The organism is Veillonella caviae (genome assembly GCF_003992125.1).
Classification (GTDB): Bacteria; Bacillota; Negativicutes; order Veillonellales; family Veillonellaceae; genus Veillonella; species Veillonella caviae.
In genome coordinates, this window is the sequence record NZ_RQUY01000011.1 from 23,074 (window position 1) to 48,372 (window position 25,299).

General features: G+C 38.0%; 26 protein-coding genes. 25 read left to right on the forward strand and 1 reads right to left on the reverse strand.

The genetic code is table 11. The annotated features are described in order from the left end of the window. Positions 1-2 precede the first annotated feature (2 nt). From murG to EO120_RS05225, 7 genes are all read left to right on the forward strand, one after another. Positions 3-1,112 (forward strand): undecaprenyldiphospho-muramoylpentapeptide beta-N-acetylglucosaminyltransferase, encoded by a 1,110-nt coding sequence (gene murG, locus EO120_RS05195; RefSeq protein ID WP_127134420.1) that lies wholly within the window; start codon positions 3-5, stop codon positions 1,110-1,112. Positions 1,113-1,127: 15 nt separating this feature from the next. Next, positions 1,128-2,510 carry a UDP-N-acetylmuramate--L-alanine ligase gene (gene murC / locus EO120_RS05200; RefSeq protein ID WP_127134421.1) on the forward strand — a complete coding sequence of 461 codons (1,383 nt, stop codon included), beginning with the start codon at positions 1,128-1,130 and terminating at the stop codon, positions 2,508-2,510. Next, a complete protein-coding gene (locus tag EO120_RS05205) occupies positions 2,507-3,439 on the forward strand; it encodes a D-alanine--D-alanine ligase family protein (RefSeq protein WP_127134422.1) in 933 nt (310 codons plus the stop codon). Before murC ends, EO120_RS05205 begins: the two co-directional genes overlap by 4 nt. A 27-nt stretch (positions 3,440-3,466) precedes the next feature. Beyond that, positions 3,467-4,249, forward strand: coding sequence for a cell division protein FtsQ/DivIB (locus tag EO120_RS05210; RefSeq protein ID WP_127134423.1), 783 nt, complete (start codon positions 3,467-3,469; stop codon positions 4,247-4,249). Positions 4,250-4,385: 136 nt separating this feature from the next. After that, positions 4,386-5,420, forward strand: a complete 1,035-nt coding sequence (gene ftsZ, locus EO120_RS05215; RefSeq protein ID WP_127134424.1) for a cell division protein FtsZ — start codon at positions 4,386-4,388, stop codon at positions 5,418-5,420. A gap of 53 nt (positions 5,421-5,473) precedes the next feature. Further along, positions 5,474-6,046: a porin family protein gene (locus EO120_RS05220; protein ID WP_127134425.1), complete on the forward strand. Its 573-nt coding sequence runs from the start codon at positions 5,474-5,476 to the stop codon at positions 6,044-6,046. Positions 6,047-6,303: 257 nt separating this feature from the next. Further along, positions 6,304-7,551: an aminotransferase class I/II-fold pyridoxal phosphate-dependent enzyme gene (locus tag EO120_RS05225; RefSeq protein WP_127134426.1), complete on the forward strand. Its 1,248-nt coding sequence runs from the start codon at positions 6,304-6,306 to the stop codon at positions 7,549-7,551. 42 nt (positions 7,552-7,593) lie between these two features. Here EO120_RS05225 and EO120_RS05230 read toward each other — a convergent pair whose 3' ends face one another. Further along, a complete protein-coding gene (locus tag EO120_RS05230; protein ID WP_127134427.1) occupies positions 7,594-7,863 on the reverse strand; it encodes a DUF896 domain-containing protein in 270 nt (89 codons plus the stop codon). A 234-nt stretch (positions 7,864-8,097) separates the two neighbouring features. On the opposite strand from EO120_RS05230, the gene nth reads away from it, so the two are divergent. From nth to eno, 18 genes are all read left to right on the forward strand, one after another. Continuing rightward, complete coding sequence (gene nth, locus EO120_RS05235; RefSeq protein WP_127134428.1) at positions 8,098-8,733, forward strand: endonuclease III; 636 nt, start codon at positions 8,098-8,100, stop codon at positions 8,731-8,733. A gap of 3 nt (positions 8,734-8,736) precedes the next feature. After that, positions 8,737-10,173 (forward strand): hypothetical protein, encoded by a 1,437-nt coding sequence (locus tag EO120_RS05240; RefSeq protein WP_127134429.1) that lies wholly within the window; start codon positions 8,737-8,739, stop codon positions 10,171-10,173. Positions 10,174-10,279: 106 nt separating this feature from the next. Next, a complete protein-coding gene (locus EO120_RS05245; protein ID WP_005386267.1) occupies positions 10,280-10,549 on the forward strand; it encodes a YdbC family protein in 270 nt (89 codons plus the stop codon). A gap of 73 nt (positions 10,550-10,622) precedes the next feature. After that, positions 10,623-10,820, forward strand: coding sequence for a 50S ribosomal protein L31 (gene rpmE / locus EO120_RS05250; protein WP_127134430.1), 198 nt, complete (start codon positions 10,623-10,625; stop codon positions 10,818-10,820). Between the two features lie 128 nt (positions 10,821-10,948). Then, entirely contained in the window at positions 10,949-11,788 is an 840-nt protein-coding gene (locus EO120_RS05255) for a DUF1385 domain-containing protein (RefSeq protein ID WP_407835089.1), read from the forward strand. Positions 11,789-11,806: 18 nt separating this feature from the next. Then, positions 11,807-12,889, forward strand: coding sequence for a peptide chain release factor 1 (gene prfA / locus EO120_RS05260; RefSeq protein ID WP_127134431.1), 1,083 nt, complete (start codon positions 11,807-11,809; stop codon positions 12,887-12,889). After that, a complete protein-coding gene (gene prmC / locus EO120_RS05265; RefSeq protein ID WP_127134432.1) occupies positions 12,882-13,757 on the forward strand; it encodes a peptide chain release factor N(5)-glutamine methyltransferase in 876 nt (291 codons plus the stop codon). The genes prfA and prmC overlap by 8 nt, the downstream gene beginning before the upstream one ends. A 1-nt stretch (position 13,758) precedes the next feature. Next, complete coding sequence (locus EO120_RS05270; protein ID WP_420906951.1) at positions 13,759-14,871, forward strand: L-threonylcarbamoyladenylate synthase; 1,113 nt, start codon at positions 13,759-13,761, stop codon at positions 14,869-14,871. 96 nt (positions 14,872-14,967) lie between these two features. Further along, positions 14,968-15,408, forward strand: a complete 441-nt coding sequence (locus tag EO120_RS05275; protein WP_127134433.1) for a low molecular weight protein arginine phosphatase — start codon at positions 14,968-14,970, stop codon at positions 15,406-15,408. A gap of 11 nt (positions 15,409-15,419) precedes the next feature. Beyond that, on the forward strand, positions 15,420-15,857 hold the full coding sequence (gene rpiB / locus EO120_RS05280; RefSeq protein ID WP_127134434.1) for a ribose 5-phosphate isomerase B: 438 nt from the start codon (positions 15,420-15,422) through the stop codon (positions 15,855-15,857). A 70-nt stretch (positions 15,858-15,927) separates the two neighbouring features. Then, positions 15,928-17,169, forward strand: a complete 1,242-nt coding sequence (locus EO120_RS05285; protein WP_127134435.1) for a serine hydroxymethyltransferase — start codon at positions 15,928-15,930, stop codon at positions 17,167-17,169. A 262-nt stretch (positions 17,170-17,431) separates the two neighbouring features. After that, complete coding sequence (gene upp / locus EO120_RS05290; RefSeq protein ID WP_127134436.1) at positions 17,432-18,058, forward strand: uracil phosphoribosyltransferase; 627 nt, start codon at positions 17,432-17,434, stop codon at positions 18,056-18,058. 229 nt (positions 18,059-18,287) lie between these two features. Further along, positions 18,288-19,313 carry a sugar-binding transcriptional regulator gene (locus tag EO120_RS05295; protein WP_127134437.1) on the forward strand — a complete coding sequence of 342 codons (1,026 nt, stop codon included), beginning with the start codon at positions 18,288-18,290 and terminating at the stop codon, positions 19,311-19,313. A 54-nt stretch (positions 19,314-19,367) separates the two neighbouring features. Further along, positions 19,368-20,378, forward strand: coding sequence for a type I glyceraldehyde-3-phosphate dehydrogenase (gene gap, locus EO120_RS05300; protein WP_127134438.1), 1,011 nt, complete (start codon positions 19,368-19,370; stop codon positions 20,376-20,378). 16 nt (positions 20,379-20,394) lie between these two features. Beyond that, on the forward strand, positions 20,395-21,573 hold the full coding sequence (locus EO120_RS05305) for a phosphoglycerate kinase (RefSeq protein WP_127134439.1): 1,179 nt from the start codon (positions 20,395-20,397) through the stop codon (positions 21,571-21,573). Position 21,574: 1 nt separating this feature from the next. Beyond that, on the forward strand, positions 21,575-22,354 hold the full coding sequence (tpiA, locus tag EO120_RS05310) for a triose-phosphate isomerase (RefSeq protein ID WP_127134440.1): 780 nt from the start codon (positions 21,575-21,577) through the stop codon (positions 22,352-22,354). 27 nt (positions 22,355-22,381) lie between these two features. Further along, positions 22,382-23,905 (forward strand): 2,3-bisphosphoglycerate-independent phosphoglycerate mutase, encoded by a 1,524-nt coding sequence (gpmI, locus tag EO120_RS05315; RefSeq protein ID WP_127134441.1) that lies wholly within the window; start codon positions 22,382-22,384, stop codon positions 23,903-23,905. A gap of 16 nt (positions 23,906-23,921) precedes the next feature. Continuing rightward, entirely contained in the window at positions 23,922-25,205 is a 1,284-nt protein-coding gene (gene eno, locus EO120_RS05320; protein WP_127134442.1) for a phosphopyruvate hydratase, read from the forward strand. Positions 25,206-25,299 lie beyond the last annotated feature (94 nt).

A 25,299-nucleotide genomic window follows, 5' to 3' on the forward strand; every position in this document is an offset into this window, starting at 1 on the left:
TTGTGAAGCGAATCATTATTTCTGGTGGTGGTACCGGAGGGCATATTTATCCTGCCATTACGATTTACAAGGAAATCATGAAACTACAGCCTGATGCAGAGGTTCTCTATGTAGGCACAGCACATGGACTAGAAGCTGATTTGGTGCCTAAAGAAGGAATCGACTTTGTTACTATTCCGGTACAGGGGTTACAGCGTAAATTATCATTTGGTACATTGGTAACACTAGGCAAAACTGCATGGTCTTTGGTGAAAGCAAATAAAATTATTTCTGATTTTAAACCAGATGTTGTGATTGGTACAGGTGGTTATGTATGTGGTCCTATTTTAATGGCTGCTGCATTGCGTCATATTCCAACTATTATTCAAGAACAAAATGTTATTCCTGGTATTACCAATAAATTATTAAGCCGTTTTGTAGATGTTGTAGCCGTTGGTTATGAAGAGGCGGTAAAATCCTTTGGGAAAGCAAAACGCGTAGTGTACACTGGTAACCCTGTGCGTCCAGAAGTGTTAGTTGATTCAAGAGAAGATGGCCGACAGTATTTTGATGTATCCAACGATATATTTACAGTCCTTATCGCTGGAGGATCACGTGGTGCTCGCACCATTAATACGGCTATGGTAGATGTACATAATTATTTTAAAGGACGTAATGATATTAAATTAATTCATATTACTGGAAGTGGAGAATATAAATCTGTCCTTCAGAAATTAGGCATTCAAGATGGTGAAAAATTAGGAAATTCGTCGTTAATTTTGCCTTATTTACATGATATGCCAAAAGCATTAGCTGCAGCAGATTTAGCGGTATTTCGTTCTGGTGCTATTGGTTTGGCGGAATTAGCAGTACGCGGTATTCCATCTATACTTATACCATATCCTTATGCGGCAGAAGATCATCAAACATATAATGCTCGTATTTTTGTTCATGAAGGGGCATCTCATATGATTGTTGATAAAGTACTGACGGGCCATGATTTAATCGGTGAAATTGAAATGTTTATGGATAATCGCAAATTATTAGAGCAAATGGGGAATTGTGCGTTGCATTTAGGTAAGCCAAATGCGGCTCACGATATTGCTACTCTCGCTATATCCATAGCTAAATAAGTAAGGAGTGTTAATATGTTAGACGGTATTCGTAAGGTCCATCTTATCGGTATTGGTGGTTCCGGTATGCGGGCTATTGCCAATATTTTGATTTTAAAAGGTTTTGATGTATCTGGCTCTGATGTGAAAGAATCGGATGTTATTAATACATTTAGAGATATGGGAGCTACTATTCATATCGGTCATGATGCATCTTATGTAAACGGCGTTGATGCGGTGGTTCGTTCTACTGCTATTCGCGAAGATAATCCAGAAATAGTAGCGGCCAAAGAACAAGGTATTGCTATTTTGCATCGTTCCGATATTGTAAAAGCTGTATTAGATGTAACAAATGGGATTGCTGTAGCTGGGGCACATGGTAAAACATCGACTACTTCCATGATTGGGCAAATCCTTGTAGAGGGTTGTTTGGATCCAACAGTGATTATCGGTGGCGAAGTAGATTATCTAAAAGGTAGTAGTTGTCTTGGTAAAGGTGAATATTCTGTTGTGGAAGCAGATGAAAGTGATGGATCTTTCTTAAAATTAAAGCCTCATACTATTGTGATTACTAATATTGAAGATGATCACATGGATTATTACAAAAACATGGATAATTTACTCCATGCATTCTGTGAATTTGTAGAAAACTTGCCAATGGATGGTAAGGCTGTCGTATGTGGTGATAATGACCATATTCAGTATGTAATGACCAAGGTGAAACGTAATTTTGTCACCTATGGCTTAGAAGAGTCCAATGATTATGTAGCTAAAAACATTCATTACGAAGATAGTTCTTTAGTCTATGATATATTCCACAAGGGCAGTAATCTAGGGCGTATTCGTTTGCGAGTGCCTGGTAATCACAATGTGCTTAACTCTTTAGCTGCTTTCATCGTGGCTTACGAAGCATGTGAGTTGCCAGTAACAACTATAGCGAAAGGCTTAGGTAAATTTGTTGGTGCTAAGCGTCGGTTTGAAACAAAAGGTCATGTAGCGGGTGTATGGGTGGTAGATGATTATGCTCATCATCCTACAGAAATTAAGGCTACTTTAAAAGCGGCTAAGGAATTAGAAAAGCACCGCGTTATTTGTGTATTCCAACCGCATCGATATTCTCGTACTTTCTTATTAAAGAATGAATTTGCTACTGCTTTCACCAGTGCTGACGAAATTTATATGACGAATATTTATAGTTCTGGTGAAGATCCAATTTCAGGTATTGATGGACAAACGATTCCAACGGCCATTGAATCTGCTACTGGTCATCATGTAAATTATGTAGATGATGTCAATGATTTACCACAAGTGTTAGCAAAAGTAGTACGTCCAAATGACTTAGTTATTACTATGGGGGCGGGTTCTATTAATCAATATGGACCTAAATTATTAGCATTATTGGAAGAAGGTTTACAATGAAAGATAAACATATCATCGTATTAATGGGGGGCCCATCTGCAGAGGCAGACGTATCTCGCCGTACTGGTGCTGCTATTGCAGAGGCATTGATAGGTAAAGGATACCATGTATCTACATTAGAACTTAATCCTCGCACTTTATTACAAGACATTGAACAATTACAAGGTGATGTAGTATTTAATGCTATTCATGGTCGTTATGGCGAAGACGGTGCTGTACAAGGTCTATTAGAAATGGCGGAAATCCCTTATACCGGTTCTGGTATTATGGCGCATTCCGTGGGGATGAATAAAAAAGTAAGTAAAGACGTATTTAAAGGTGCTGGTATTCCTACTGCGGAATCTCGTTCTTACAATGGCAATATGGAATCCAAAGTGGATATTATTAAATCTATTGAGGATACCTTTTCTTTTCCTGTTGTGCTAAAACCAGCTACGCAAGGATCTAGTATTGGTGTAACCATTGTGAAAGAAGCATCTCAATTGGCTGATGCAGTTTCAGCAGCTTTGACATATGATCCGATTCTTGTTGTAGAACAATTTCTTAATGGGCGTGAGTTTACCGTATCTATTCTTGATGGTAAGGCATTACCTGTTATTGAAATTCGACCTCATTCTGGTGAATATGATTATGAAAGTAAATATACTGCTGGTGCCACAGATTATTTAGTACCAGCACCTATAGATGAAGCGATGACGAAAATTATGCAATCCATTGGCGAATCAGTTTATCGCGAAGTACAAGGTAGTGGGGTTATCCGTGTTGATGTGATGACGGATAGCGATAATAATATGTATGTGTTGGAATATAATACTGTGCCAGGTATGACAGCAACCTCCTTAGTACCTAAAGCGGCTAAAGAGGTCGGTATTGAATTTCCTGAACTATGTGAAAAAATTCTACTAACTGCAGGCTGTGGAAAATTTTAAAGCTCGTAATAGATAAGGAGTTATGAAATGGATGATATGAATTGCCATCCATCCAACTCTGGGGAGACTAAGGCGGCTAATACAGCCAAACAAGAACGCTTAGCTTTCAGAAAGAAAGTATTGAAAGTAGGCGGGGCTGTGGCTCTCGTGTTGGTAGGATTGTTGACGCTGCCTATACCTTTTGGAACATTAAAGATTGTTGGATCTGATAAAGTCACTGTACAAGATGTAGAAGTAGCTGGTGATATTGGTGAACCAGTTAATATTCTGCGCATTAATACAGAAAAATTAAAAGATCGACTAGCGAAGGATTTGCGGGTAGAGGAAGCTCAAATTAGTTACGAGCTACCCCTCACTATGGTAGTACGCATTGTGGAACGTAAGGCTATTGCGGTAGTGCCAGCTCAATTTGGGTATTTGACATTGGATAAAAATGGTCAAGTCATCGCATCAGAATCTGTTATTGAAGATACGACGATACCTATAATATCAGGTGTAAAAGGGGGCAATATATTACTTGGTGATATGGTAACTGATACACCTATATTGCAGGCCTTAGAATATTTGCGAGATCTAGATGGCGATACATTTAAACAAATTGCAGAGGTTAATGTAGGCGATGCTAATCAGTTATTAGTTTATACGGTATCAGGTGTACAGATTCGCTTAGGTGATGGTTCTAATTTGAAAAGTAAAGCTGAATTGACGGCATCTATGTTAAAGGACTTGGTTAAGAGACAAGGTAATGTACAATATATTGATGTAAACCCTACATCTCCGTATATAAAGACCGATAAAGTAGTAGAATGATGAAGTATCATTTTAGTGGAAAGTTTTCAAAATATAGTGTAAAATGTATGTAATTGTTATAATTTAATCAGTATATAAATATATAAAAATGAATTTATATTGACGATGATAGATAACGATAAGAGGAGGAAGTTCAATGTCAGATTTTGCTAATATTAAAGTTATCGGTGTTGGTGGCGGCGGTAATAACGCTGTAAACCGCATGGTTGATAGCGATTTAAAAGGTGTTCAATTTTTAGCTGCTAATACAGAAAGCCAAGTGTTGGAATTATCGAAAGCGGATGTAACAATTCAAATTGGCGAAAAAGTAACTAAAGGTTTAGGTGCTGGTGCTAACCCACAAATCGGTGAGGAAGCAGCACAAGAAAGCCGTGAAGATATCATCAAAGCTCTTGAAGGTGCTGACATGGTATTTGTAACTGCTGGTATGGGTGGCGGTACTGGTACAGGTGCAGCACCAGTTGTTGCAGAATGCGCAAAAGAAATCGGTGCATTGACTGTAGGTGTTGTAACAAAACCGTTTGCATTTGAAGGTAAACGCCGTCGTGCACAAGCTGAAAAAGGTATCGAATTTTTAACTCAAAAAGTGGATACTATCATCGTTATTCCTAATGATAAATTGCTCCAAGTAGTAGATAAAAAATGTTCTTTAAGCGATGCATTCCGTACAGCTGATGATGTACTTCGCCAAGGTATCAAAGGCATTTCCGATTTGATTCAAGTTCCAGGTTTAATCAATCTTGACTTTGCCGATGTAAAAACTATCATGACCGAACAAGGGGAAGCATTGATGGGTATTGGTGTTGGGGAAGGTGAAAACCGTGCTGCTGACGCTGCTAAAATGGCAATTAACAGCCCATTGCTTGAAACTTCTATTGATGGTGCGAAAGGTATTTTATTAAATATCTCTGGTAGTGCTAACCTTAGTTTGTTTGAAATTAATGAAGCTGCTGAAATTATTTCTGACGCAGCAGATCCAGATGCTAACATCATCTTTGGCTCTGTTATTGATGAAAGCTTAGGTGATAAAGTACAAATTACTGTTGTAGCAACAGGTTTTAATTCTAATGCGAAAGCTGTACCTGAATTTGGCAAAACCACAACTACAGCTCGTTCTACAAACACAATTTCTAGTAGTATGCCAGAAATCCCTGCATTCATGAAACGATAATTTATGAAGTAGGTAATTATTGAGATATATTTGTATGTGTATAGGAGGTACCGATGAATAAATTAGTACTATTAACAGTAGCAGCTTCTATAATGACTAGTAGTGCTTTTGCAGCAGCTGTGCCAGTGACAAAAATAAGCGATGGATCTACAAAAATTCAAGCTGATTATGCATTTGCACAACGTGTTTCTAAAGGCGGCGGTACTAACAATGATGGTTATGGTGTTTCTTTAGAACATGATTTTAGCGACAAAACTGCTGTACAATATTCCTATGATAAAATAAACGCTAAAAATGGCGATATTAAAGATCATCAATTAGCCTTAGTATATAAATTACATCCTAATGTAAACGTATATGGTGCAGGTACAGCAATCCGTACACACGATACTGATCTTGGTTACCAAGCAGGTGTTATCGGTCATGTGCCATTAACAGATAAAATTAATGGCTTTGCAAAAGCTGGCTTTGGTAACGATATTAAACAAACATACCAAGTTGGTGCTCAATACGAAGTAAAACCTAATGTAGATTTGAATGTATATTATGGTTATGATAAATTCAGCGTAGATAGTAATGATAAAACATCTAAAGGTTTACATGCTGGCGTAGGTTATACATTCTAATTTAGAATTTATATAATTGAATATATATTATGAAAACCACTTATCATATATTGTTTCTGATATGTTTTTAGATATATCGAAATATATATAATAAGTGGTTTTATTACTCTTTGTTGATTAGAAAAAATAATTATTTTATAGTTTTAATTAATAACATTCATGTATACAATATATTTCACGAATACACATTGTCATAATTGTAAACTTTAGGTATGATACATATGTAATGTTTCTTTTGAGATAGGATGGTGTACGCTATGACAAGTGTTGCAGCTAAACATGCTAAAGGTAAAAAATTAAAAGACGTAATCTTTGTAACAGCTGGACAGGCGGCTGAAGATGTTAAGATAAATGGTCGTGAGTTCGTTGTTAATGGCACATTAGGTGCTATTCATGATGAAGAGGGTAAACTGGTCTTTTTGAAAACTGTAAAAGATGAATATTTAGCTCTTGATGACTGTGATCATATTGGATACGCTCCTATTGCTGGTTTGCCTGATTTTTTGAAAGCTGCTGAGGAGGCTTGTTTTAGCCAATCTCGCCCAGAAGGTTATATTCGTAGTATTGCCACTGCTGGTGGTACTGGCGGTATACACCATTTAGTACATAACTATACTGACCCTGGTGATGAAGTATTGACTGCTGATTGGTATTGGGGGGCGTATCGTATTATTTGTAGTGATACAGGTCGTACGTTGGTAACGTATGCATTATTTGATGAGCATAATAATTTTAATCATGAAGCATTCAAAAATCGTGTAAATGAATTAGCTGCTAAACAAACCAATGTAGTATTGTTGTTTAATACGCCTGGTAATAATCCTACTGGATACTCTATAGAGGATAGAGATTGGGATTCTATTTTGTCCTTCTTAAAAGAATTAGTAGCCATTGGTCGCAACAATGTCATTATTGGTATCGATGTAGCATACTTAGATTTTTCCGGTGAAAAAGAAGAGGTTCGTAGTTTCTTTAAAAAATTTGGTAATTTACCAAAAGAAATTCTCACTTGTGTTTGCTATAGTCTCTCGAAAGGGTTTACTATGTATGGTCAACGGGTCGGGGCTTTGATTGGTATCTCCTCTGATGAAGAAGTAGCAGATGAGTTTTTAGATATCAACAAATGTACTAGCCGTGCTACATGGTCGAACAATTGTCGTCCTGCTATGCGTACGATGGCCAATATTATGGCAGATCCAGATAAATTTGCTGCTTATGAAGCAGAACGTAATTGTTACTATCAATTAATCCGTGATCGGGCTGAAATTTTTAAACAAGAAGCAGAGCAAGTAGGCTTGCCAATGTTACCATATCGAGGTGGTTTCTTTATTACCATTCCTACTGATGCGAGCACTGTAATCTGTGAAGAATTGAAAAAAGAACATATTTATGTTATTGCCTTGGCTAACGGTATTCGCATAGCTGCCTGTGGTATTCCCAAATGCCAAATGACAGGTTTAGCAGAGAGCATTTATAATGTTATGAAACGTTTAGGTAAATTATAACAAATCGGGTAGTTAATCATTGATTAACTACCCGATTTGTTATTAGTGAATTTCTTTGTTTTCTTTAATATCTTTATCAGCCTCTAATGCTAAATCACGAAGCGCACGTTTGGGCTCTGTAATCGCCCCTGTTTTTGGATCTACAAATTGGACGCGATCTAATGTGCTTGTAATTTGACCACGAATGAAGCCTAAATAAATCTCATATAGCTCTTTTTTCTCTGCTAGTTCTTCTGGTGTCAATTCTTGACCAGATTTTTTCTTTGCCGCTAATTCATTAATGCGTTTTAATGTTTCGTTAATATTGCTCATATTATACCTCGTATATATTTTATTATGTTGTTTTAAGATATGGGTTTTCATAAGTAGAGAACTAGTAATATAGCTTGATTTTTAATAACAATAATATAATATAATATAATATATGTTGCTAAATGCTCTATCTATGAATAACTCATATAATTATACCATAGAACGGAATTTATCTGTATGGTATGATAGTATATGTACGCATTTGTACTTTCACAAGTGAGAAAGGAGATAATGATGCGTGTTACAAAAGTGATAAAGGCGGAGCAGTTAAAGCTGTTAGAAGAGCATTATTTTGATGCGAAGCCAGCCTTAGAATATAATAATGATTTTGAATTATTAGTGGCTGTTGTATTGTCTGCACAGTGTACGGATGAAAGAGTTAATATCGTTACGAAACGATTATTTCCTAAACTCAATACGCCAGCAGCTATGCTATCTATTGGCGTAACAAAACTAGAAACTCTCATTAAAGATTGTGGCCTTTATAAATCAAAGGCAAAAAATCTTATTGCTACATGTCAAATTTTGATTGAAAAGTATGGTGGAGAATTGCCTCGTACTATTGATGAGCTAATAGAATTGCCGGGGGTAGGTCGTAAAACGGCTAATGTAGTAGTATCTGTTTTATGGGGGATACCAGCTATCGCGGTAGATACACATGTATTCCGCGTTTCTAACCGATTAAAATTAGGCATTGCTAAAACACCAGAGGAGATGGAGTTAAAATTACAAAAGGCTATCCCTCGTGAAGATTGGGCTGCTGCTCATCATTGGTTAATTTATCATGGTCGTCGTGTTTGCAAAGCACGTAAACCGTTATGTGATACTTGTTTTTTAAATCATTTATGTCCTTCAGCAGGAAAGGTATAATTTATGAAGTCTAATAATCTTGAGTTAGTCCAATTGTTTGAACAATATCAATTAGAAGGAATCGATATTGTCAATGAATTGATGCGTTTTAAAGTGCTAGACCAATTATTGTCTGCTAATGCCAGTGCTCGTGAGTGGGGTGTTACGGCAGATGATTTATATGCTTTGGCGGAAAAATCAACAGTAGAATCATTTGGTAAGATACCTTATGATGTGGAGGTGTTCCGCAAATTATACGGACCGTCATTTACGGTAGAATTATTTGATTTTATCAGCGATACCGGTTATATTGATGGCCTTAATGTAGGTACTGAATGGTCGACCCCAGTTCGTGAAAGTATCGAAGCCCATAGTAAAACTGATGAACTCGTGCTATATGCGTATGTAGAAGAGTATGCTGGCATGATTGACGATATTTTGCAGTCTTACCCAGAGAAAAAAGTTGTTCTTTATACAGCATCTGATGTATGTTACAGTATTTTGACTCGATTATATCCGATGGCGCAAATTATTAATCAATGGCCATATCGCAGTTATTTTGATCATATCTTCGTTGCTACAGTAGGTATGTTCCAATCTAGTGAAGATATTGTAGAAGAAGTGGCCAATGGTTTACATAATCTTGTGCCTGAAGGGACTGCACATTTATTCTTGCCTGCTACAATGGTACAAAATCAAATAGGCCTTAATAATATGGCATTGCAATTTTTCTTGAATCAGAAAAAGGTGGAGCTCATTAGAGAGTGGGCACCATTAGGAACTTATGAAATTGTGTATGGCAAATACGAAGTAAAGAAAATGAGCATTGGCCTTCGTGAACAAGTGGGCGATATATGGAAAGAAATTAATTATATTCCATTGCCTCATGGTGTGTTTGCACAATTACCAGTATTTTCTGTACTAAATTATGGCTTATCGTTGCGTTCTATTTTATTACCTGGTAGTCAATTAGATCGTGCTTTAGGGCAAGATGGTATGTACTGTATGGACAGTCGTTTATCTGAATCGGTGCGTATTGCTTTAGCAGAAGCAGGCGCCTATTTCTTGACTTTCACAGGGGAACAAGGCAAGAAATCAGTAGCTGTTAGTACTGTGAAACCGAATGGCATATACTGGATGTTCCCAGATCAAGAAATTGCCTATATGTGGTATGCTTATTTCTCTAGCACTATAGGGCAAACCATAATGAATGAAGTGTCCATGCTTGTTCAAACAGAAGAGGCCTTTGGCTATATGTTGAGTAGCGTGCGCCGCCAAGTATTATCTGTAGAAGACGAAATGTCTGTTATAGGCGAAGTTGATGCCATTCAAGAAGAGTATGAACAAGGTTTAGCTCAACTGCATACAAATTGGAATAATCGTATGAATGCTGTGGCTACAGGAATTGTACCTGTTGTGACATCTATTGATTTAGAAGATTACAGCGATTTTAAAAATTAATTGTAAAACCCAACATTTTAGTTTACAATAAATCGTATCCGTTTTGGCACATAATTTATGATTGATACATAGTGTACATTAAAAATAGGATTGGAAGGAGGGTCATATGGCTGTTATCAATTTTGAAATTTTCAAGGTAATCGGTACATTGTCCGAAGATAAGGATGGTTGGAAAAAACAATTGACTTGTACAAGTTGGGGGAAATATAATCCGAAATTCGATCTTCGTGCTTGGGATAGTGAGTATACGAGCATGAAAAAAGGTATTACTTTATCCTTAGAAGAGTTAATTGCATTGCGCGATATCTTGAATGAAAGTGACTTAGAAACGATATTAGCAGAATCTATCGAGGAAAAACAGGCTTCTAAAGAGTAGTTGCTTGCATTTGTACAGCCCTCGTGCTATAATCTATAAGAATAATATTGATTGCTGGAAAGAGGTGTATAGAATGAAACAAGGTATTCATCCAGACTATAAACAAACTACAGTGACTTGTGGTTGTGGTAACACATTCCAAACTGGCTCTGTAAAAGAAGACCTTCGTGTAGACGTTTGCTCCAAATGCCATCCGTTCTTCACTGGTCAACAACGTGCGACTCAAGCTCGTGGTCGTATCGAACAATTTAACAAACGTTATGGTAAATAATTTTTTAGTAGCGTAACAATTATTGGCAGGGCTTTGGGCTCTGCCTCTATTTGTTTGTGAGAGGACTATGTGTGAATACAGAACGCATTAAAAAGTTCGTTGGTGGACAAGCAGTCATTGAAGGTGTTATGATGCGTGGTCCTGGCTATACAGCAACAGCTGTACGTGAACCAGGTGGTACCATTGTAGTACAAAAGGAAATAACTACGTCCATCCAAGATCGATATCCTATATTAAAAAAACCATTTCTACGAGGCTGTGTAGCTTTATATGAATCTCTTGTTATTGGTATGAAAGCTTTGTCATTTTCGGCTAAGGCTGCCGGTGATGAAGAAGAGGAAATGTCTAATAGTGAAATTGCAATCACCATGGTATTTTCTACGGTATTTGCAATCGCTTTGTTTTTGGCCCTCCCTACATATGCAGTAAAATTTATTCCTGGTATTCAGGATAATCATGTTATACTAAACTTATTGGAAGGTGCTGTTCGATTAGTTCTTTTCTTGCTCTATATTTGGGCTATTGGTCTTACAAAGGATATTCAGCGAGTATTTCAGTATCATGGGGCAGAGCATAAAACTATCCATGCTTATGAAAATAATTTACCTTTAACAGTGGAACATATTCGTTCTCAAACGAGATTGCATCCTCGATGTGGTACGAATTTTCTCCTTATTGTTATGGTAGTGAGTATATTTGTGTTTGCCTTTTTAGGGTGGCCTAGTTTGTGGGAACGAATTATATCCCGTGTTCTTCTTATGCCAGTAGTAGCAGGAATTGCGTATGAGTTTATTCGCCTTGCTGGACGTAGTGAGAATAGTTTTGTGAAAGCTCTCGTTAAACCAGGGTTAGCATTGCAATATATGACGACTCGAGAACCGGAGGACGATCAAATTGAGGTGGCCATACGTGCCTTAGAAGAGGTGCGTCCACCAGAGGAAGAGGCTTACGAAGATAGTACAGATTAATTAAGGTTGAGGTTTACTATGTTAGTTAATAAACTACAAGTTATTGAAGATAAATTTATGGATTTAGAGCAGCGCATTAGTGACCCAGAAGTCATTGCTCGCCAGCAAGAGTGGCAAAAATTAACGCGTCAACACTCTCAATTATCTGAAACGGTAGAAACTTTCAGAACCTATAAGAAAGTATTACAAGGTTTAGATGAAGCTATGGAAGTGTTAGAAGATAAATCCATGGACGAAGATTTCCGCGCTATGGCACAAGAAGAATTAAAAGAGTTAAAGGTACAAAAAGAAGAGTTAGAAGAAAAGTTACAAGTTCTTTTATTGCCTAAAGACCCTAATGATGATAAAAACGTTATTATCGAAATTCGTGGCGGTGCCGGTGGTGATGAAGCAGCCCTTTTTGCAGGGGATTTATTCCGTATGTATACTAAATATGCAGAAAGCCAAGGCTGGCGTTGTGAAGTGATTGATGCGAACGAACCTGAATTAGGTGGTTTCAAAGAAGTCGTATTTTCTGTAGATGGCATGAATGCATATTCTAAAATGAAATTTGAATCTGGTGTACATCGTGTGCAGCGTGTACCGACTACTGAAACACAAGGTAGAGTACATACGTCTACTGTAACTGTAGCGGTGCTGCCTGAAATGGAAGATGTAGATATCGAAGTGAATGAAAAAGATTTAAAAATTGATACATATCGTGCCAGTGGTGCAGGCGGGCAGCATATTAATAAGACAGAATCTGCTGTGCGTATTACTCATTTGCCTACAGGTATTGTAGTGGCTTGTCAGGACCAACGTTCTCAATTGCAAAATAGAGAAAAAGCAATGCGGGTATTGCGTGCTAAACTACAAGACCAAGCAGATCAAGCAGCTATTGCAAGTCAAGCGGCAGACCGTAAGAGTCAAGTAGGTACTGGTGATCGCAGTGAACGTATTCGTACGTATAACTTTCCACAAGGTCGTGTGACAGATCATCGTATTAATTTAACATTATATAAATTGGATGCTATTTTGAATGGAGATTTAGATGAACTCATTCAAGCATTAAATGCAGCAGATCAAGCTGCTAAAATGCAGGAGGCTAATACGAATGTATAATAAGGAGATTTGGACAATAGGTCGCATTCTCCAGTGGACAGAGCAGTACTTTCAAAACAAGGAGATGGACACACCTCGACTTGATGGGGAAGTACTGCTTTCTCATGTTTTAGGGAAAGAACGAATCTATTTGTATACTCATTATGATCAACCCTTGGAACAAGCCGAGCTAGATGCATTTAGACCGTTCGTCATAGAACGCGCTAAAGGGCATAGTGTAGCGAGTATTATAGGAAAAAAAGATTTTATGGGTCTTACATTTCATGTAAATGATAAAGTCCTCATTCCTAGGCCTGATACAGAAACGTTAGTCGAATATATTCTTGGTTCCTATGGTACAGAACAAGAATTGTCTATTTTAGATATGTGCACAGGACCAGGTACGATTTTACTAAGTTTGCTTCATTATTTGCCAAATGCAAAGGGATTAGGATTAGATGTATCTCATGACGCCTTAATAATAGCTACTGAGAATCAAAGAGCGTTTCAATTAGAAGGACGTAGCTCTTTTTTTGAATCTGATATGTTTTCTTATTTAGAATCGAATCCACAACAGTTTGATATCATCGTATCAAATCCTCCGTATATACGCTTAACAGATAAGTCAATGTTATCCCCAGATGTGTTAAATGAACCTCATATAGCCCTCTTTGCTGGTGATGATGGGCTCGTATTTTATCGCGTATTGGCAAAACACTGTAGTAAATATTTACGTGTTGCAGGTAGAGTTGCTTTTGAAGTGGGGTACGATCAATCTGATGCGGTGAGTCAATTGTTAGAAGATACAGGGGATTATGTCGATATTCAAACAATACCTGATTTAGCAGGTATCGGTCGTGTAGTAACCGCTGTATATAAGGGGGTATAACATGGACACACATGATAGTATACATACTCATATATTGTCTAATCCTTCCTCTAATGATTTGTTAGTAGCTGCTCGTGCATTACAGAATGGGGAATTAGTGGCTATTCCAACAGAAACGGTGTATGGATTAGGTGCTAATGGACTAGACGCTGAGGCAATGGATAAAATCTATGCTGCAAAAGGGCGCCCATCTGATAATCCTCTTATTCTACATGTTCCATCTATAGATAGTATACGGCCTCTTGTGAAAGCAATTCCCAAAACGGCATATCAATTGATGGAGACTTTTTGGCCAGGGCCTTTGACAATCACTTTGCCTAAATCTGACTTAGTACCCTACCGTGCTACAGGGGGCTTAGAAAGAGTGGCCTTACGTTGTCCTGATCATGATATATGTCGTCAATTATTATCTCTTGCTGGTGTACCTATAGCAGCACCGAGTGCGAATATATCTGGTAGACCGAGTCCTACGACAGCACAAGCAGTGTATGAAGATATGAATGGTCGTATTCTTTATATTGTCGATGCAGGACCTTGTTCAATAGGTGTAGAATCTACAGTGGTAGAAGTACAAGAGGATGCGGTTATTATATTGCGTCCAGGTGGTATTACCAAGGAAATGCTAGAAACCGTGGTATCTACCGTTACTTATGATAAGGCGCTTAGTTCTGATGCAAAACCGAAAGCGCCTGGTATGAAATACAAACACTATGCACCAGATGCACCGATGACTGCATTCGTTGGAAATGCACAGGATGTAGCAATAGCCATTGATAAATACGTACATAGTTTGACTAGGCAACAGGGAGAAATTGTTAGTCATGACTTTGTGCATATTGCAAAGGCCTGCAATGTTGGATATTTGCTTAGTAAGGAAGTATATGAGGCTTTGCAACCTACCATACTGACTGATGTACCAGTAAATTGCATTCATGTGTACGGACACCATGGCGATGCTGTGTCTTTGGCTCACGATTTTTACAGTGCTTTATTATCTTTTAACGAAGCTAAAGTAACGCATATTATAGCAGAAGGTGTACAGCCAGAAGGATTAGGCGTAGCTGTTATGAATCGCATGGAAAAGGCTAGTGGCGGGCACATTGAATATCTATAAAATGTCCATTAGCAATAGAGTTTTGTCTTTACTTATTGGATAAATTTGTTATAATGTATAAATAGCTACTCATTTGGTGGCGGTAAGGATGTAATTATGAAAATTTTATTTGTATGCACAGGTAATACTTGCCGTAGTCCTATGGCAGAAGGTATTACACGAGTATTGGCAACTGAATGTGGACTAGATGTTCAAGTTGTATCGGCTGGTTTATTTGCTGCATATGGTGCAAAGCCTACAGAAGAAGCAGTTATTGCTGTTCAGTCTATTACAGATATTTCTAGCCATGAATCTCGTCCTCTAACGATGGAACTTGTTAATACTGCAGATTTAATTATCGGTATGACAGCGGACCATAAATCGGTGCTATTGCGCCAATTCCCTTTTGACGAAGCTAAAATTAAAACGCTAGCTGAATGGGGCTATGGAACTGGTGATGTATCTGACCCTTTTGGTTCTTCTCAAGAGGTGTATAATGAATGTGCAGAACAAATTTATAATCTAGTGAAAGCTGGGTTATCATCTATCAAGGAATAGGAGATTGGCTTATGAAAGTTGCAATTGGTTGTGATCATGGTGGATTACATTTAAAACAAGACATAAAAGAATTACTATTAAGTTTAGGCCATGAAGTAGAAGATTTTGGAACCCATAGTACGGAATCCTGTGATTATCCTGATATTGCTGAGCCTGTAGCACATGCTGTAGTAGATGGCAATGCTGACAGAGGTATTTTAATTTGTGGAACTGGCATTGGTATTGGCATTGCGGCTAATAAAATTCCAGGTGTGCGTGCTGCTTTATGTCATGATACATTTTCTGCTCACGCTAGCCGTGAACATAATAATGCGAATATCCTTACCATGGGGGAACGCATTATTGGTCCAGGTCTTGCAAAGGATATCGTTACTATTTGGATGGGTGCGGAATTTGAAGGTGGCCGTCACTCTCGTCGAGTAGAGAAAATCTCTGCTTTAGAGCAATAATTTTTATATAGTACAATAATACATCATTACAAATACTTTCATAATATATAGTCGTATGAGGAGGATTTCTATGAGTTTCATAGCAAAACAAGACCCTAATGTACAAGCAGTTATCAATCAAGAATTGATGCGTCAACGCGATAAATTGGAAATGATTGCCTCTGAAAACATCGTTTCTCAAGCGGTAATGGAAGCTCAAGGTAGTGTGTTGACTAATAAATATGCTGAAGGTTACCCAGGTAAACGCTATTATGGCGGTTGTGAACATGTAGACGTTATCGAAACTTTGGCTATTGAACGGGCTAAGCGGTTGTTTGGTGCAGAACATGCCAATGTACAACCTCACTCTGGTTCCCAAGCTAACTTCGGTGTATATTTTGCATTGTTACAAACTGGTGATACTATTGTTGGTATGAATTTGTCCCACGGTGGTCATTTAACTCATGGGTCCCCTGTAAATGTATCTGGTACATATTTTAATGTAGTACCTTACGGTGTAAATGCGGATACACAACAAATCGATTATGATGAATTCCGTAATATCGTATTAGAAGCAAAACCTAAATTGATTATCGCAGGTGGTAGTGCATATAGCCGTCAAATCGATTTCAAAAAAATGGCAGAGGTTGCTCATGAAGTAGATGCTATCTTCATGGTAGATATGGCTCATTTTGCAGGCCTTGTAGCGGCTGGTTTACATCCTAATCCTGTAGAATATGCTGATATTGTAACCACAACAACGCATAAAACATTGCGTGGTCCTCGTGGTGGTTTGATTCTTTGCAAAGAAAAATATGCAAAAGCTATCGATAAAGCTATTTTCCCTGGCATTCAAGGTGGTCCATTGATGCATGTTATTGCAGCTAAAGCTGTAGCCCTTGGTGAAGCATTGCAGCCTGAATTCAAAGTATATGCTGAACAAGTTATTAAAAATGCTAAAGTATTGGCTGCTGAATTACAAGCAAAAGGTTTGACTATTGTTTCTGGTGGTACTGATACACATGTAATGCTAGTAGATGTGCGCAATACTGGTTTAACAGGCAAAGAAGCAGAGCATCTATTAGATGAAATCGGCATTACAGCTAATAAAAATACAATTCCATTCGATCCTGCTAGTCCATTTGTAACAAGTGGTATCCGTTTAGGTACACCAGCATTGACTACACGTGGTCTCGTTGAAGCTGATATGGTGGAAATTGCAGATATTATTGCTGCTGTATTACAACATCCAGAAGATAAAGAAGTACAAGCAAATGCGGTAAAACGCGTTACTGTATTGTGCGAAAAATATCCTTTATACCCAAATTTATAAGACAAGGATTGGTGTAGTTATCATACATTCTGAATTAAATGAATGGTTATTATTGTTAGGCTAATAGCCTATTAATGATAGAGTAGACATTATACTTGTATGGAAGATTTAAAAGAGATGAACAGTCGCTGTTCATCTCTTTTTATATGTAGATTAATTATATTTATATGGCAAGATTTTCTTAAATGTGATAGAGTATGTATGAATAGAGAAGGCTAACACAATTAGCGTAAGTTTGATTGTATAAATAGGGGGTACAGTCATGAATGTAAATGTTATGACACATCCATTGATTCAACACAAGGTTACTTTGATGCGTGATGAACAAACAGGTTCAAAAGATTTCCGTCAATTGTTGGATGAAATTACATTATTAATGGGTTATGAGATTACTCGTTCTCTTCCACTTGAAGACGTAGAGGTACAAACACCGCTTGTAAAAATGACAGGTAAACGCATTGCAGGCAAAAAAGTAGGCATTATTCCAATTTTGCGTGCTGGTCTTGGTATGGTAAATGGTATGCTCAGTTTGATTCCTACTGCAAAGGTTGGTCATGTAGGTTTATATCGCGATCCAGAAACATTAAAACCAGTAGAATATTATTGTAAATTACCTAGTGATGTAGGAGAACGTGATTTTATTGTTACAGATCCAATGTTGGCTACTGGCGGTAGTGCATCTGCAGCTATTACATTGCTCAAGGAAAAAGGTGCTAAACACATTAAACTTATGTGCTTAGTGGCAGCTCCTGAAGGGGTAGAGGTAGTTAATCGCGATCATCCAGACGTACCTATTTTCGTAGCTGCATTAGATGAAAAATTAAATGACCATGGATATATCTTACCTGGATTGGGAGATGCAGGGGACCGTATTTTCGGTACCAAATAATTATAGTGATTGTAATATAAGTTACGATAATTTATTCTATAATGTATAATAAAAGTAATACACTATAAAAGTCATTGAAAAACGCCTGAAAAGGCGTTTTTTTACTTGAATAAATTATTGATTAGGTATAAAATGAAATCGTAAAGGTATTTTTTTGATTTAAGTGGGACTAATCCTGTCCTGATGGGACAAATATCGTTTTCTCATCAAAGGGTAAAGGAGGAACCCTATGAATGAGCTGTTAATGATATGTGAGCGCATTGCTCCCGAATTGATGATTGTAATGAAGGAACGTTACAAGTTGATGAATCTGTTAGCCTATGAAGAACCTATGGGGCGAAGGACCTTAGCTGTTGCTACAGATTTGCCAGAACGTACTGTACGATCTCATATTGATGTACTTAGGCATAATGGGTTGGTAGATATTTCTAAACCAGGCATTATGCTCAGTAAAGAAGGACATCAATTAGTACCTAAATTGCGCAATATGCTTTACGAACTGGAAAAGTTCGGTGATTTAGAAAAACGTTTACAGAGAGCTTTGGGTATCGATAGGGTTATTATTACACCTACGGAAGGCTCTTTGATGCTTAAGAAAATAGGCTTTACTGCTGCTAAGGTAGTACAAGAATTAGTAGAAACTAATTCTATTGTCGCCGTTAGTGGTGGTAGTACTATGGCGGCGATGGCGGAGGAAATGCCTGGTCAAAAGCTGTTCCCTATGGTAGTGCCAGCTAGGGGGGGAGTAGGTGAGATTGTAGAACATCAAGCTAATGTGATTGCTGCTGTATTAGCAGAACGTTGGCAAGGTAACTATAAAATGCTTCACTTACCAGATGGATTATCTCCAGATTCGCTCCATATGCTTGTTACCTTAGAGCCACAAATCAAGGAGATTAGTGAATTGATTCACAGTACTGATGTATTGGTATTTGGTATTGGACAAGCTATTCACATGGCTAATGTACGTCATATACCATCATCTGTAATGGAAAAATTAGTTGCAAAAGGTGCTGTAGGGGAAGCTTTAGGGCAGTATTGTTCTATGGATGGTTCTGTTGTATATGCAACGAATAATATAGGGCTTTCACTAGGAGATATTCAAAAAATACCCCATGTTGTGGCTGTAGCTGGTGGTTTTGAAAAAGCTGAAGCTATTATTAGTATAATGAGGGCTTGTAAAAAAGGCATTCTTATTATTGATGATCAAGCTGCAGACGGGATGCGTCAAATTTTAGATATTCCTACACTATAATCGTTTTCTATATTCTTTATGTTATATATAATTGTTCTTAAGGAGGATATAACAATGGCTGTAAAAGTTGGTATTAATGGTTTTGGTCGTATTGGTAAATGTGTAGTTCGCGCAGCTATCAACAACCCAGATATTGAAGTAGTAGCAATTAATGCAACTGGTGATAATGAAGGAACTGCATTATTGTTAAAATATGATTCTGTACATGGTACTATTCCTAATGAAGTGGTAGCAGAAGAAAATCACATCGTTGTAGATGGTAAAAAAATTCGTGTATTCCATGATCGCGATGCATCTAAACTACCTTGGTCTGAAGAAGGTGTAGAAATTGTTATTGAATGTACTGGTAAGTACCGTGATGCAGAGGAAGCAAAAGTGCATTTAAATCAACCTACTGTTAAAAAAGTATTGATTTCTGCACCTGGTAAAAATGAAGATTTAACTATGGTTATGGGTGTTAACCAAGATATGTACGATCCTGCAAAACATCACATTATTTCCAATGCATCTTGTACTACAAACTGCTTGGCGCCATTTGCGAAAGTATTGTGTGATGAATTCGGCATTAAACGCGGTATGATGACGACTATCCATTCCTATACAAATGACCAAAAAATCTTGGATGCTCGTCATAAAGACCCTCGTCGTGCTCGTGCAGCAGCTATGTCTATCATTCCTACTACAACTGGTGCAGCTAAAGCGGTTGCAAAAGTATTACCTCAATTGAAAGGTAAATTGGATGGTTTTGCATTGCGTGTACCAACACCGGATGTATCTGCTACAGACTTGGTATGTGAACTTGAAAAACCTGCTACAAAAGAAGAAATTAATGAGGCATTCCGTAAAGCGGCAGCTGGTGAATTAAAAGGTATCCTCGGTGTATCCGATGTACCTCTTGTATCTTGTGATTTCAGCTCTGATCCTCGCAGTTCTATTGTTGATGCTGATTTAACAATGGTTATGGAGGGTAACATGGTAAAAGTTGTTTCTTGGTATGACAATGAATGGGGTTACTCTGAGCGCCTTATCGATATGGCTGTTTTCGTAGCAAGCAAAGGTTTATAATGGAGGTCCTATAAGGATGAAACAAACCATTTTAGATATGAATATAGATAATAAACGCGTATTTGTGCGCGTCGATTTCAATGTGCCTATGAAAGACGGTGTCATCACAGATGACACTCGTATTCGAGGTGCATTAGAAACTATACAATATTTAGTAGACCACAATGCAAAGGTTATCTTAGCATCTCATTTTGGTCGCCCAAAAGGAGAACGTAAAGCAGATATGACATTAGCACCTTGTGCAGAACATCTCTCTAAACTGCTTAACAAACCTGTAGCTTTCGTAGATGATTGCATTGGGGACACTGTTACTGCAGCAGTAGAAAAGCTACAAGGCGGCGATATTTTAATGCTGGAAAATCTTCGGTACCATAATGAAGAAACTAAAAATGATCCTGACTTTGCAAAGGCTTTAGCAAGTTTAGCTGAGGTAGCCATCAATGACGCTTTCGGTGTATCTCATCGCAATGCAGCATCCGTTGTAGGTATTGCTGATTATATTCCTATGGGGGCAGGGTTCTTATTGAAAAAAGAAATCGAAGCCTTGGGGGCAGCCGTAAATCATCCGAAAAAACCTGTAGCAGCTATTATCGGTGGTGCAAAGGTTACTGATAAGATTTCTGTCATTTCCAATTTATTGCCAAAAGTAGATGTTATGATTATCGGCGGTGGTATGGCTAACGCCTTTATCAAAGCACAAGGTTGCAATATTGGCAGTTCTTTATTTGAACCAGGTCAAGAGCAAATCGCTACAGACCTCGTTATGGAAGCGCGTGTAGCAGGTACTCGCCTATTGACACCTATCGACGCTGTTGTGGCTGATGCTTTCAGCAATGATGCAAATACAAAAATTGTAGATGTAGAGCATATTGAAGATGGTTGGATGGTACTGGATATTGGACCTAAAACACGAGAACTATATATCGATGCATTGGCAAAAATGAAAACTATCATTTGGAATGGTCCTATGGGTGTATTTGAAATGGATAGTTTCGCTGCTGGTACGAATGCCGTTGCAGAAGCGGTAGCGAATGCAGATGCTATGACCATTGTTGGTGGTGGCGATTCCGTAGCTGCTATTGAAAAAAGTGGGTTAGCGGATAAAATCAGCCACATTTCTACAGGTGGTGGCGCATCTTTAGAATTCTTAGAAGGCAAAATTTTGCCAGGCATTGCTGCGTTAACTGAGGCATAATATGAGAAAACAAATTATTGCAGGAAACTGGAAGATGAATGGTACCATTGCATCTGGATCTATATTGATTGAAGCATTTAACAGTTTCTTAAGTGATAAAGAGTTGAATGTTGATGTTGTAGTATGCCCACCTTTTACAGCTCTTGAGAGGGCGGTGTGCTTAACGAGAGATAAGCATATCGAGGTAGGTGCACAAAATATGGATTATCATGATGCTGGTGCTTATACAGGTGAAGTTTCTCCGTTAATGTTGAATGAAGTAGGTGTGACTTACGTTATTTTAGGCCATTCCGAACGGCGTGAATATTATGGTGAAATGGATAGTATGGTGAATGAAAAAATTAAAAGTGCTTTTCATCACAATATTCAGCCTATTGTCTGTGTTGGTGAAAGTTTGGCGCAATGGGAAGCTAATGAAACGATATCGTTTATCCACTCCCAATTAGATGGAGCCTTGAAAGATATCCCTGCAGAGCAAGCTTCTGAGCTCATCATTGCCTATGAACCTATTTGGGCCATTGGTACTGGTAGGACGGCTACTGCTGATCAAGCTGAAGAAGTATGTAAATCTATACGACAATATATTAATGAGTTATATAATGGAAACGTAGCTGATAAGGTGCGCATTCAATATGGCGGTAGTGTGAAAGCAGATAATGCACTCAAAATTTTGAGTGAACCCAATATCGATGGTGCATTGGTTGGTGGCGCCTCCTTATTAGTAGACGATTTTACATCTATTATTATGGCAGCTCAAGAATTATCTGTTACTGAATCTTAAACATAAATTGTGTATTGAGGTAGTACAATGGCAAAATTACAGGCCCCTGTTATGCTCGTTATTTTAGATGGCTTTGGCATGGGGGATACATTAGATACAACAAATGCTGTAGTCCAGGCAAAACCAGAATTTTTTAATTCTCTATGGGATAAGTACCCACATACAACACTACAAGCATCAGGTATGTCGGTAGGTTTGCCAGAGGGACAGATGGGCAATTCAGAAGTAGGTCATTTGAACCTTGGTTCCGGACGCATTGTATATCAAGATTTAACACGCATTACAAAAGATGTGGAAAATGGTGATTTTTATAAACGTCCTGTTATGCAAGAGCTATATGCTCATGCTAAACAAAGTCGTTTACAAATTATCGGCCTCGTGTCTGATGGTAATGTGCATTGCTCATTAGAACATATCAAAGCAGTTATCAGTGGTGCTAAAGGGTTAGGAATTCAAGAGGTATATGTACATGCTTTACTTGATGGCCGAGATGTGCCTCCACAATGTGCACAAACCTATTTAGAGGATTTAGAATCCTACATGCAGCACATCGGTTGTGGGAAGATTGCTACTGTAAGTGGTCGTTATTATGGTATGGATCGAGATAATCGATGGGACCGAGAACAATTGGCTTATGATGCTATCGTTTGTGGTAAAGGGGAAGTGGCGGATACGGCTTGTCAAGCTGTAAAACAATCCTATGATAAGAATATTACCGATGAATTTGTAGTACCTACGGTGATTGATAAAATGGGTTGTATTACAAATGGCGATGCCGTAGTCTTCTGTAATTTTAGACCGGATAGGGGTAGAGAACTTACCAAAGCATTAGTTCAACCCGAATTCGATGGATTTGAACGAGAGCTTCTCGATATTTACATGGCAACTATGACAAAATATGAAGATGGGTTGCCTGTTCATATTGTGTATGAAAAGGATACACTACCATCTACTTTGGGAGAAGTACTAAGTGTTGGTGGATATCGTCAGTTGCGTATTGCGGAAACGGAAAAATATGCTCATGTAACGTATTTTTTCAATGGTGGTAAAGAGGTACCTTTTGATGGGGAAGACCGCATTTTAGTGCCATCTCCAGCGGTGGCAACTTATGATTTACAGCCTGAAATGAGTGCTCCAGAGGTAACAGATAAGGTAGTAGATGCTATTCATAGTAAACAGTATGATGTGATAATTTTAAATTATGCAAACCCTGATATGGTGGGGCATACAGGCAATTTTGAAGCTGCTGTAAAAGCTATTAAATCAGTAGATGCCGGATTAGCTCGCATTACTGAGGCTATTTTATCTGTAGGCGGACAATTATTAATTACTGCAGACCATGGTAATGCAGAAGTTATGGTTAATCATAAAACAGGTAAGGCCCATACGGCACATACCACAAATCTTGTGCCGCTCATTTTAGTAAGTGATACTCATGGTGATATTCATTTACGAGAAGGCAAATTATGCGATATAGCACCTACCATATTGGCATTGGCTGGTATTGCGCAGCCTAGCGATATGAGTGGGGAAAATTTAATTGTTAACTAATATATGAGGTGTAATCATGGCAGTTATTGAACAAGTTGTAGCTCGTGAGATTTTAGATTCTCGTGGTAATCCTACCGTAGAGGTTGAAGTATGTTTAGAAGATGGCACTATTGCTACTGCAGCGGTTCCTTCTGGCGCTTCTACAGGTATGTTTGAAGCTGTAGAATTACGTGACGGCGATAAAAACCGTTACAATGGAAAAGGTGTTTTACAAGCTATCGATAATGTAAATGCAAAAATTGGTCCTGCTATTATTGGATATGATGCAACAGAACAAGTGGCTATTGATACATTAATGCTTCAATTAGATGGTACAGATAACAAATCTAATTTAGGTGCTAATGCTATTTTAGGTGTATCCATGGCAGTAGCAAGAGCGGCTGCTGAATCGCTAGACTTGCCTTTGTTCTTGTATTTAGGCGGTTTTAATGCTAAAGAACTACCGGTTCCTATGATGAACATCCTTAATGGTGGTGCTCATGCAGATAATAATGTAGACTTACAAGAATTTATGATTATGCCTGTAGGAGCGGAAAATTTTAGTGATGCTTTACGCAGTTGTGCAGAAGTATATCATACATTAAAATCCGTATTGCATGATAAAGGACTTAGCACGGCAGTTGGGGATGAAGGTGGCTTTGCCCCAAATTTAGCATCTAATGAAGAAGCTTTAGAAGTAATTTGTGAAGCTATTAAACAAGCTGGCTATGAATTAGGAAGCGATTTTAAATTGGCTCTCGATGTAGCATCTAGTGAAATTTATAAAGATGGAAAATATCACTTAGCTGGTGAAGGTAAAGTGTTGACCGCATCTGAAATGGTGGATTTCTACGAATATTTAGTGAATAAATATCCTATCGTATCTATTGAGGATGGTTTAGCAGAAGAAGATTGGGATGGATGGAAAGTTCTTACAGAACGTCTCGGTAAACGTGTTCAATTAGTAGGCGATGACTTATTTGTAACGAACACAAAACGCTTAGAAAAAGGGATTGATCTTGGTGTAGGTAATTCCATTCTTGTGAAAGTAAACCAAATCGGTACCTTAACAGAAGCTTTTGATGCTATGGAAACAGCAAAACGGGCAGGTTATACTTGCGTTGTATCTCATCGTTCTGGGGAAACCGAAGATACCTTTATTGCCGATATTGCTGTAGCCGTTAATGCAGGGCAAATCAAAACAGGTGCACCAGCTCGTTCTGAACGAGTAGCAAAATATAATCAATTACTTCGCATCGAAGAAATGTTATATGAAACTGCTCAATACAAAGGTGATAAAGTGTTCTATAATTTGAAATAATCATGCAGGCATAGGGAGTATAGATGTTATATCTGCAGCCCTATATTGTTAGATGAACTCTTATAATGTCATATATATTGGTATTATAGGTTAT

Bases quoted from the DNA above. Each gene is read 5' to 3' on its own strand.
- EO120_RS05225 (WP_127134426.1), top strand. From the start codon at position 6,304: ATGACAAGTGTTGCAGCTAAACATGCTAAAGGTAAAAAATTAAAAGAC.
- nth (WP_127134428.1), top strand. From the start codon at position 8,098: ATGCGTGTTACAAAAGTGATAAAGGCGGAGCAGTTAAAGCTGTTAGAA.
- gap (WP_127134438.1), top strand. From the start codon at position 19,368: ATGGCTGTAAAAGTTGGTATTAATGGTTTTGGTCGTATTGGTAAATGT.
- prfA (WP_127134431.1), top strand. From the start codon at position 11,807: ATGTTAGTTAATAAACTACAAGTTATTGAAGATAAATTTATGGATTTA.
- EO120_RS05305 (WP_127134439.1), top strand. From the start codon at position 20,395: ATGAAACAAACCATTTTAGATATGAATATAGATAATAAACGCGTATTT.
- EO120_RS05240 (WP_127134429.1), top strand. From the start codon at position 8,737: ATGAAGTCTAATAATCTTGAGTTAGTCCAATTGTTTGAACAATATCAA.
- rpiB (WP_127134434.1), top strand. From the start codon at position 15,420: ATGAAAGTTGCAATTGGTTGTGATCATGGTGGATTACATTTAAAACAA.
- EO120_RS05205 (WP_127134422.1), top strand. From the start codon at position 2,507: ATGAAAGATAAACATATCATCGTATTAATGGGGGGCCCATCTGCAGAG.
- upp (WP_127134436.1), top strand. From the start codon at position 17,432: ATGAATGTAAATGTTATGACACATCCATTGATTCAACACAAGGTTACT.
- rpmE (WP_127134430.1), top strand. From the start codon at position 10,623: ATGAAACAAGGTATTCATCCAGACTATAAACAAACTACAGTGACTTGT.
- prmC (WP_127134432.1), top strand. From the start codon at position 12,882: ATGTATAATAAGGAGATTTGGACAATAGGTCGCATTCTCCAGTGGACA.
- EO120_RS05230 (WP_127134427.1), bottom strand. From the start codon at position 7,863: ATGAGCAATATTAACGAAACATTAAAACGCATTAATGAATTAGCGGCA.
- EO120_RS05295 (WP_127134437.1), top strand. From the start codon at position 18,288: ATGAATGAGCTGTTAATGATATGTGAGCGCATTGCTCCCGAATTGATG.
- EO120_RS05220 (WP_127134425.1), top strand. From the start codon at position 5,474: ATGAATAAATTAGTACTATTAACAGTAGCAGCTTCTATAATGACTAGT.
- murC (WP_127134421.1), top strand. From the start codon at position 1,128: ATGTTAGACGGTATTCGTAAGGTCCATCTTATCGGTATTGGTGGTTCC.
- EO120_RS05285 (WP_127134435.1), top strand. From the start codon at position 15,928: ATGAGTTTCATAGCAAAACAAGACCCTAATGTACAAGCAGTTATCAAT.
- ftsZ (WP_127134424.1), top strand. From the start codon at position 4,386: ATGTCAGATTTTGCTAATATTAAAGTTATCGGTGTTGGTGGCGGCGGT.
- EO120_RS05270 (WP_420906951.1), top strand. From the start codon at position 13,759: ATGGACACACATGATAGTATACATACTCATATATTGTCTAATCCTTCC.
- gpmI (WP_127134441.1), top strand. From the start codon at position 22,382: ATGGCAAAATTACAGGCCCCTGTTATGCTCGTTATTTTAGATGGCTTT.
- EO120_RS05245 (WP_005386267.1), top strand. From the start codon at position 10,280: ATGGCTGTTATCAATTTTGAAATTTTCAAGGTAATCGGTACATTGTCC.
- eno (WP_127134442.1), top strand. From the start codon at position 23,922: ATGGCAGTTATTGAACAAGTTGTAGCTCGTGAGATTTTAGATTCTCGT.
- EO120_RS05275 (WP_127134433.1), top strand. From the start codon at position 14,968: ATGAAAATTTTATTTGTATGCACAGGTAATACTTGCCGTAGTCCTATG.
- EO120_RS05255 (WP_407835089.1), top strand. From the start codon at position 10,949: ATGATGCGTGGTCCTGGCTATACAGCAACAGCTGTACGTGAACCAGGT.
- tpiA (WP_127134440.1), top strand. From the start codon at position 21,575: ATGAGAAAACAAATTATTGCAGGAAACTGGAAGATGAATGGTACCATT.
- EO120_RS05210 (WP_127134423.1), top strand. From the start codon at position 3,467: ATGGATGATATGAATTGCCATCCATCCAACTCTGGGGAGACTAAGGCG.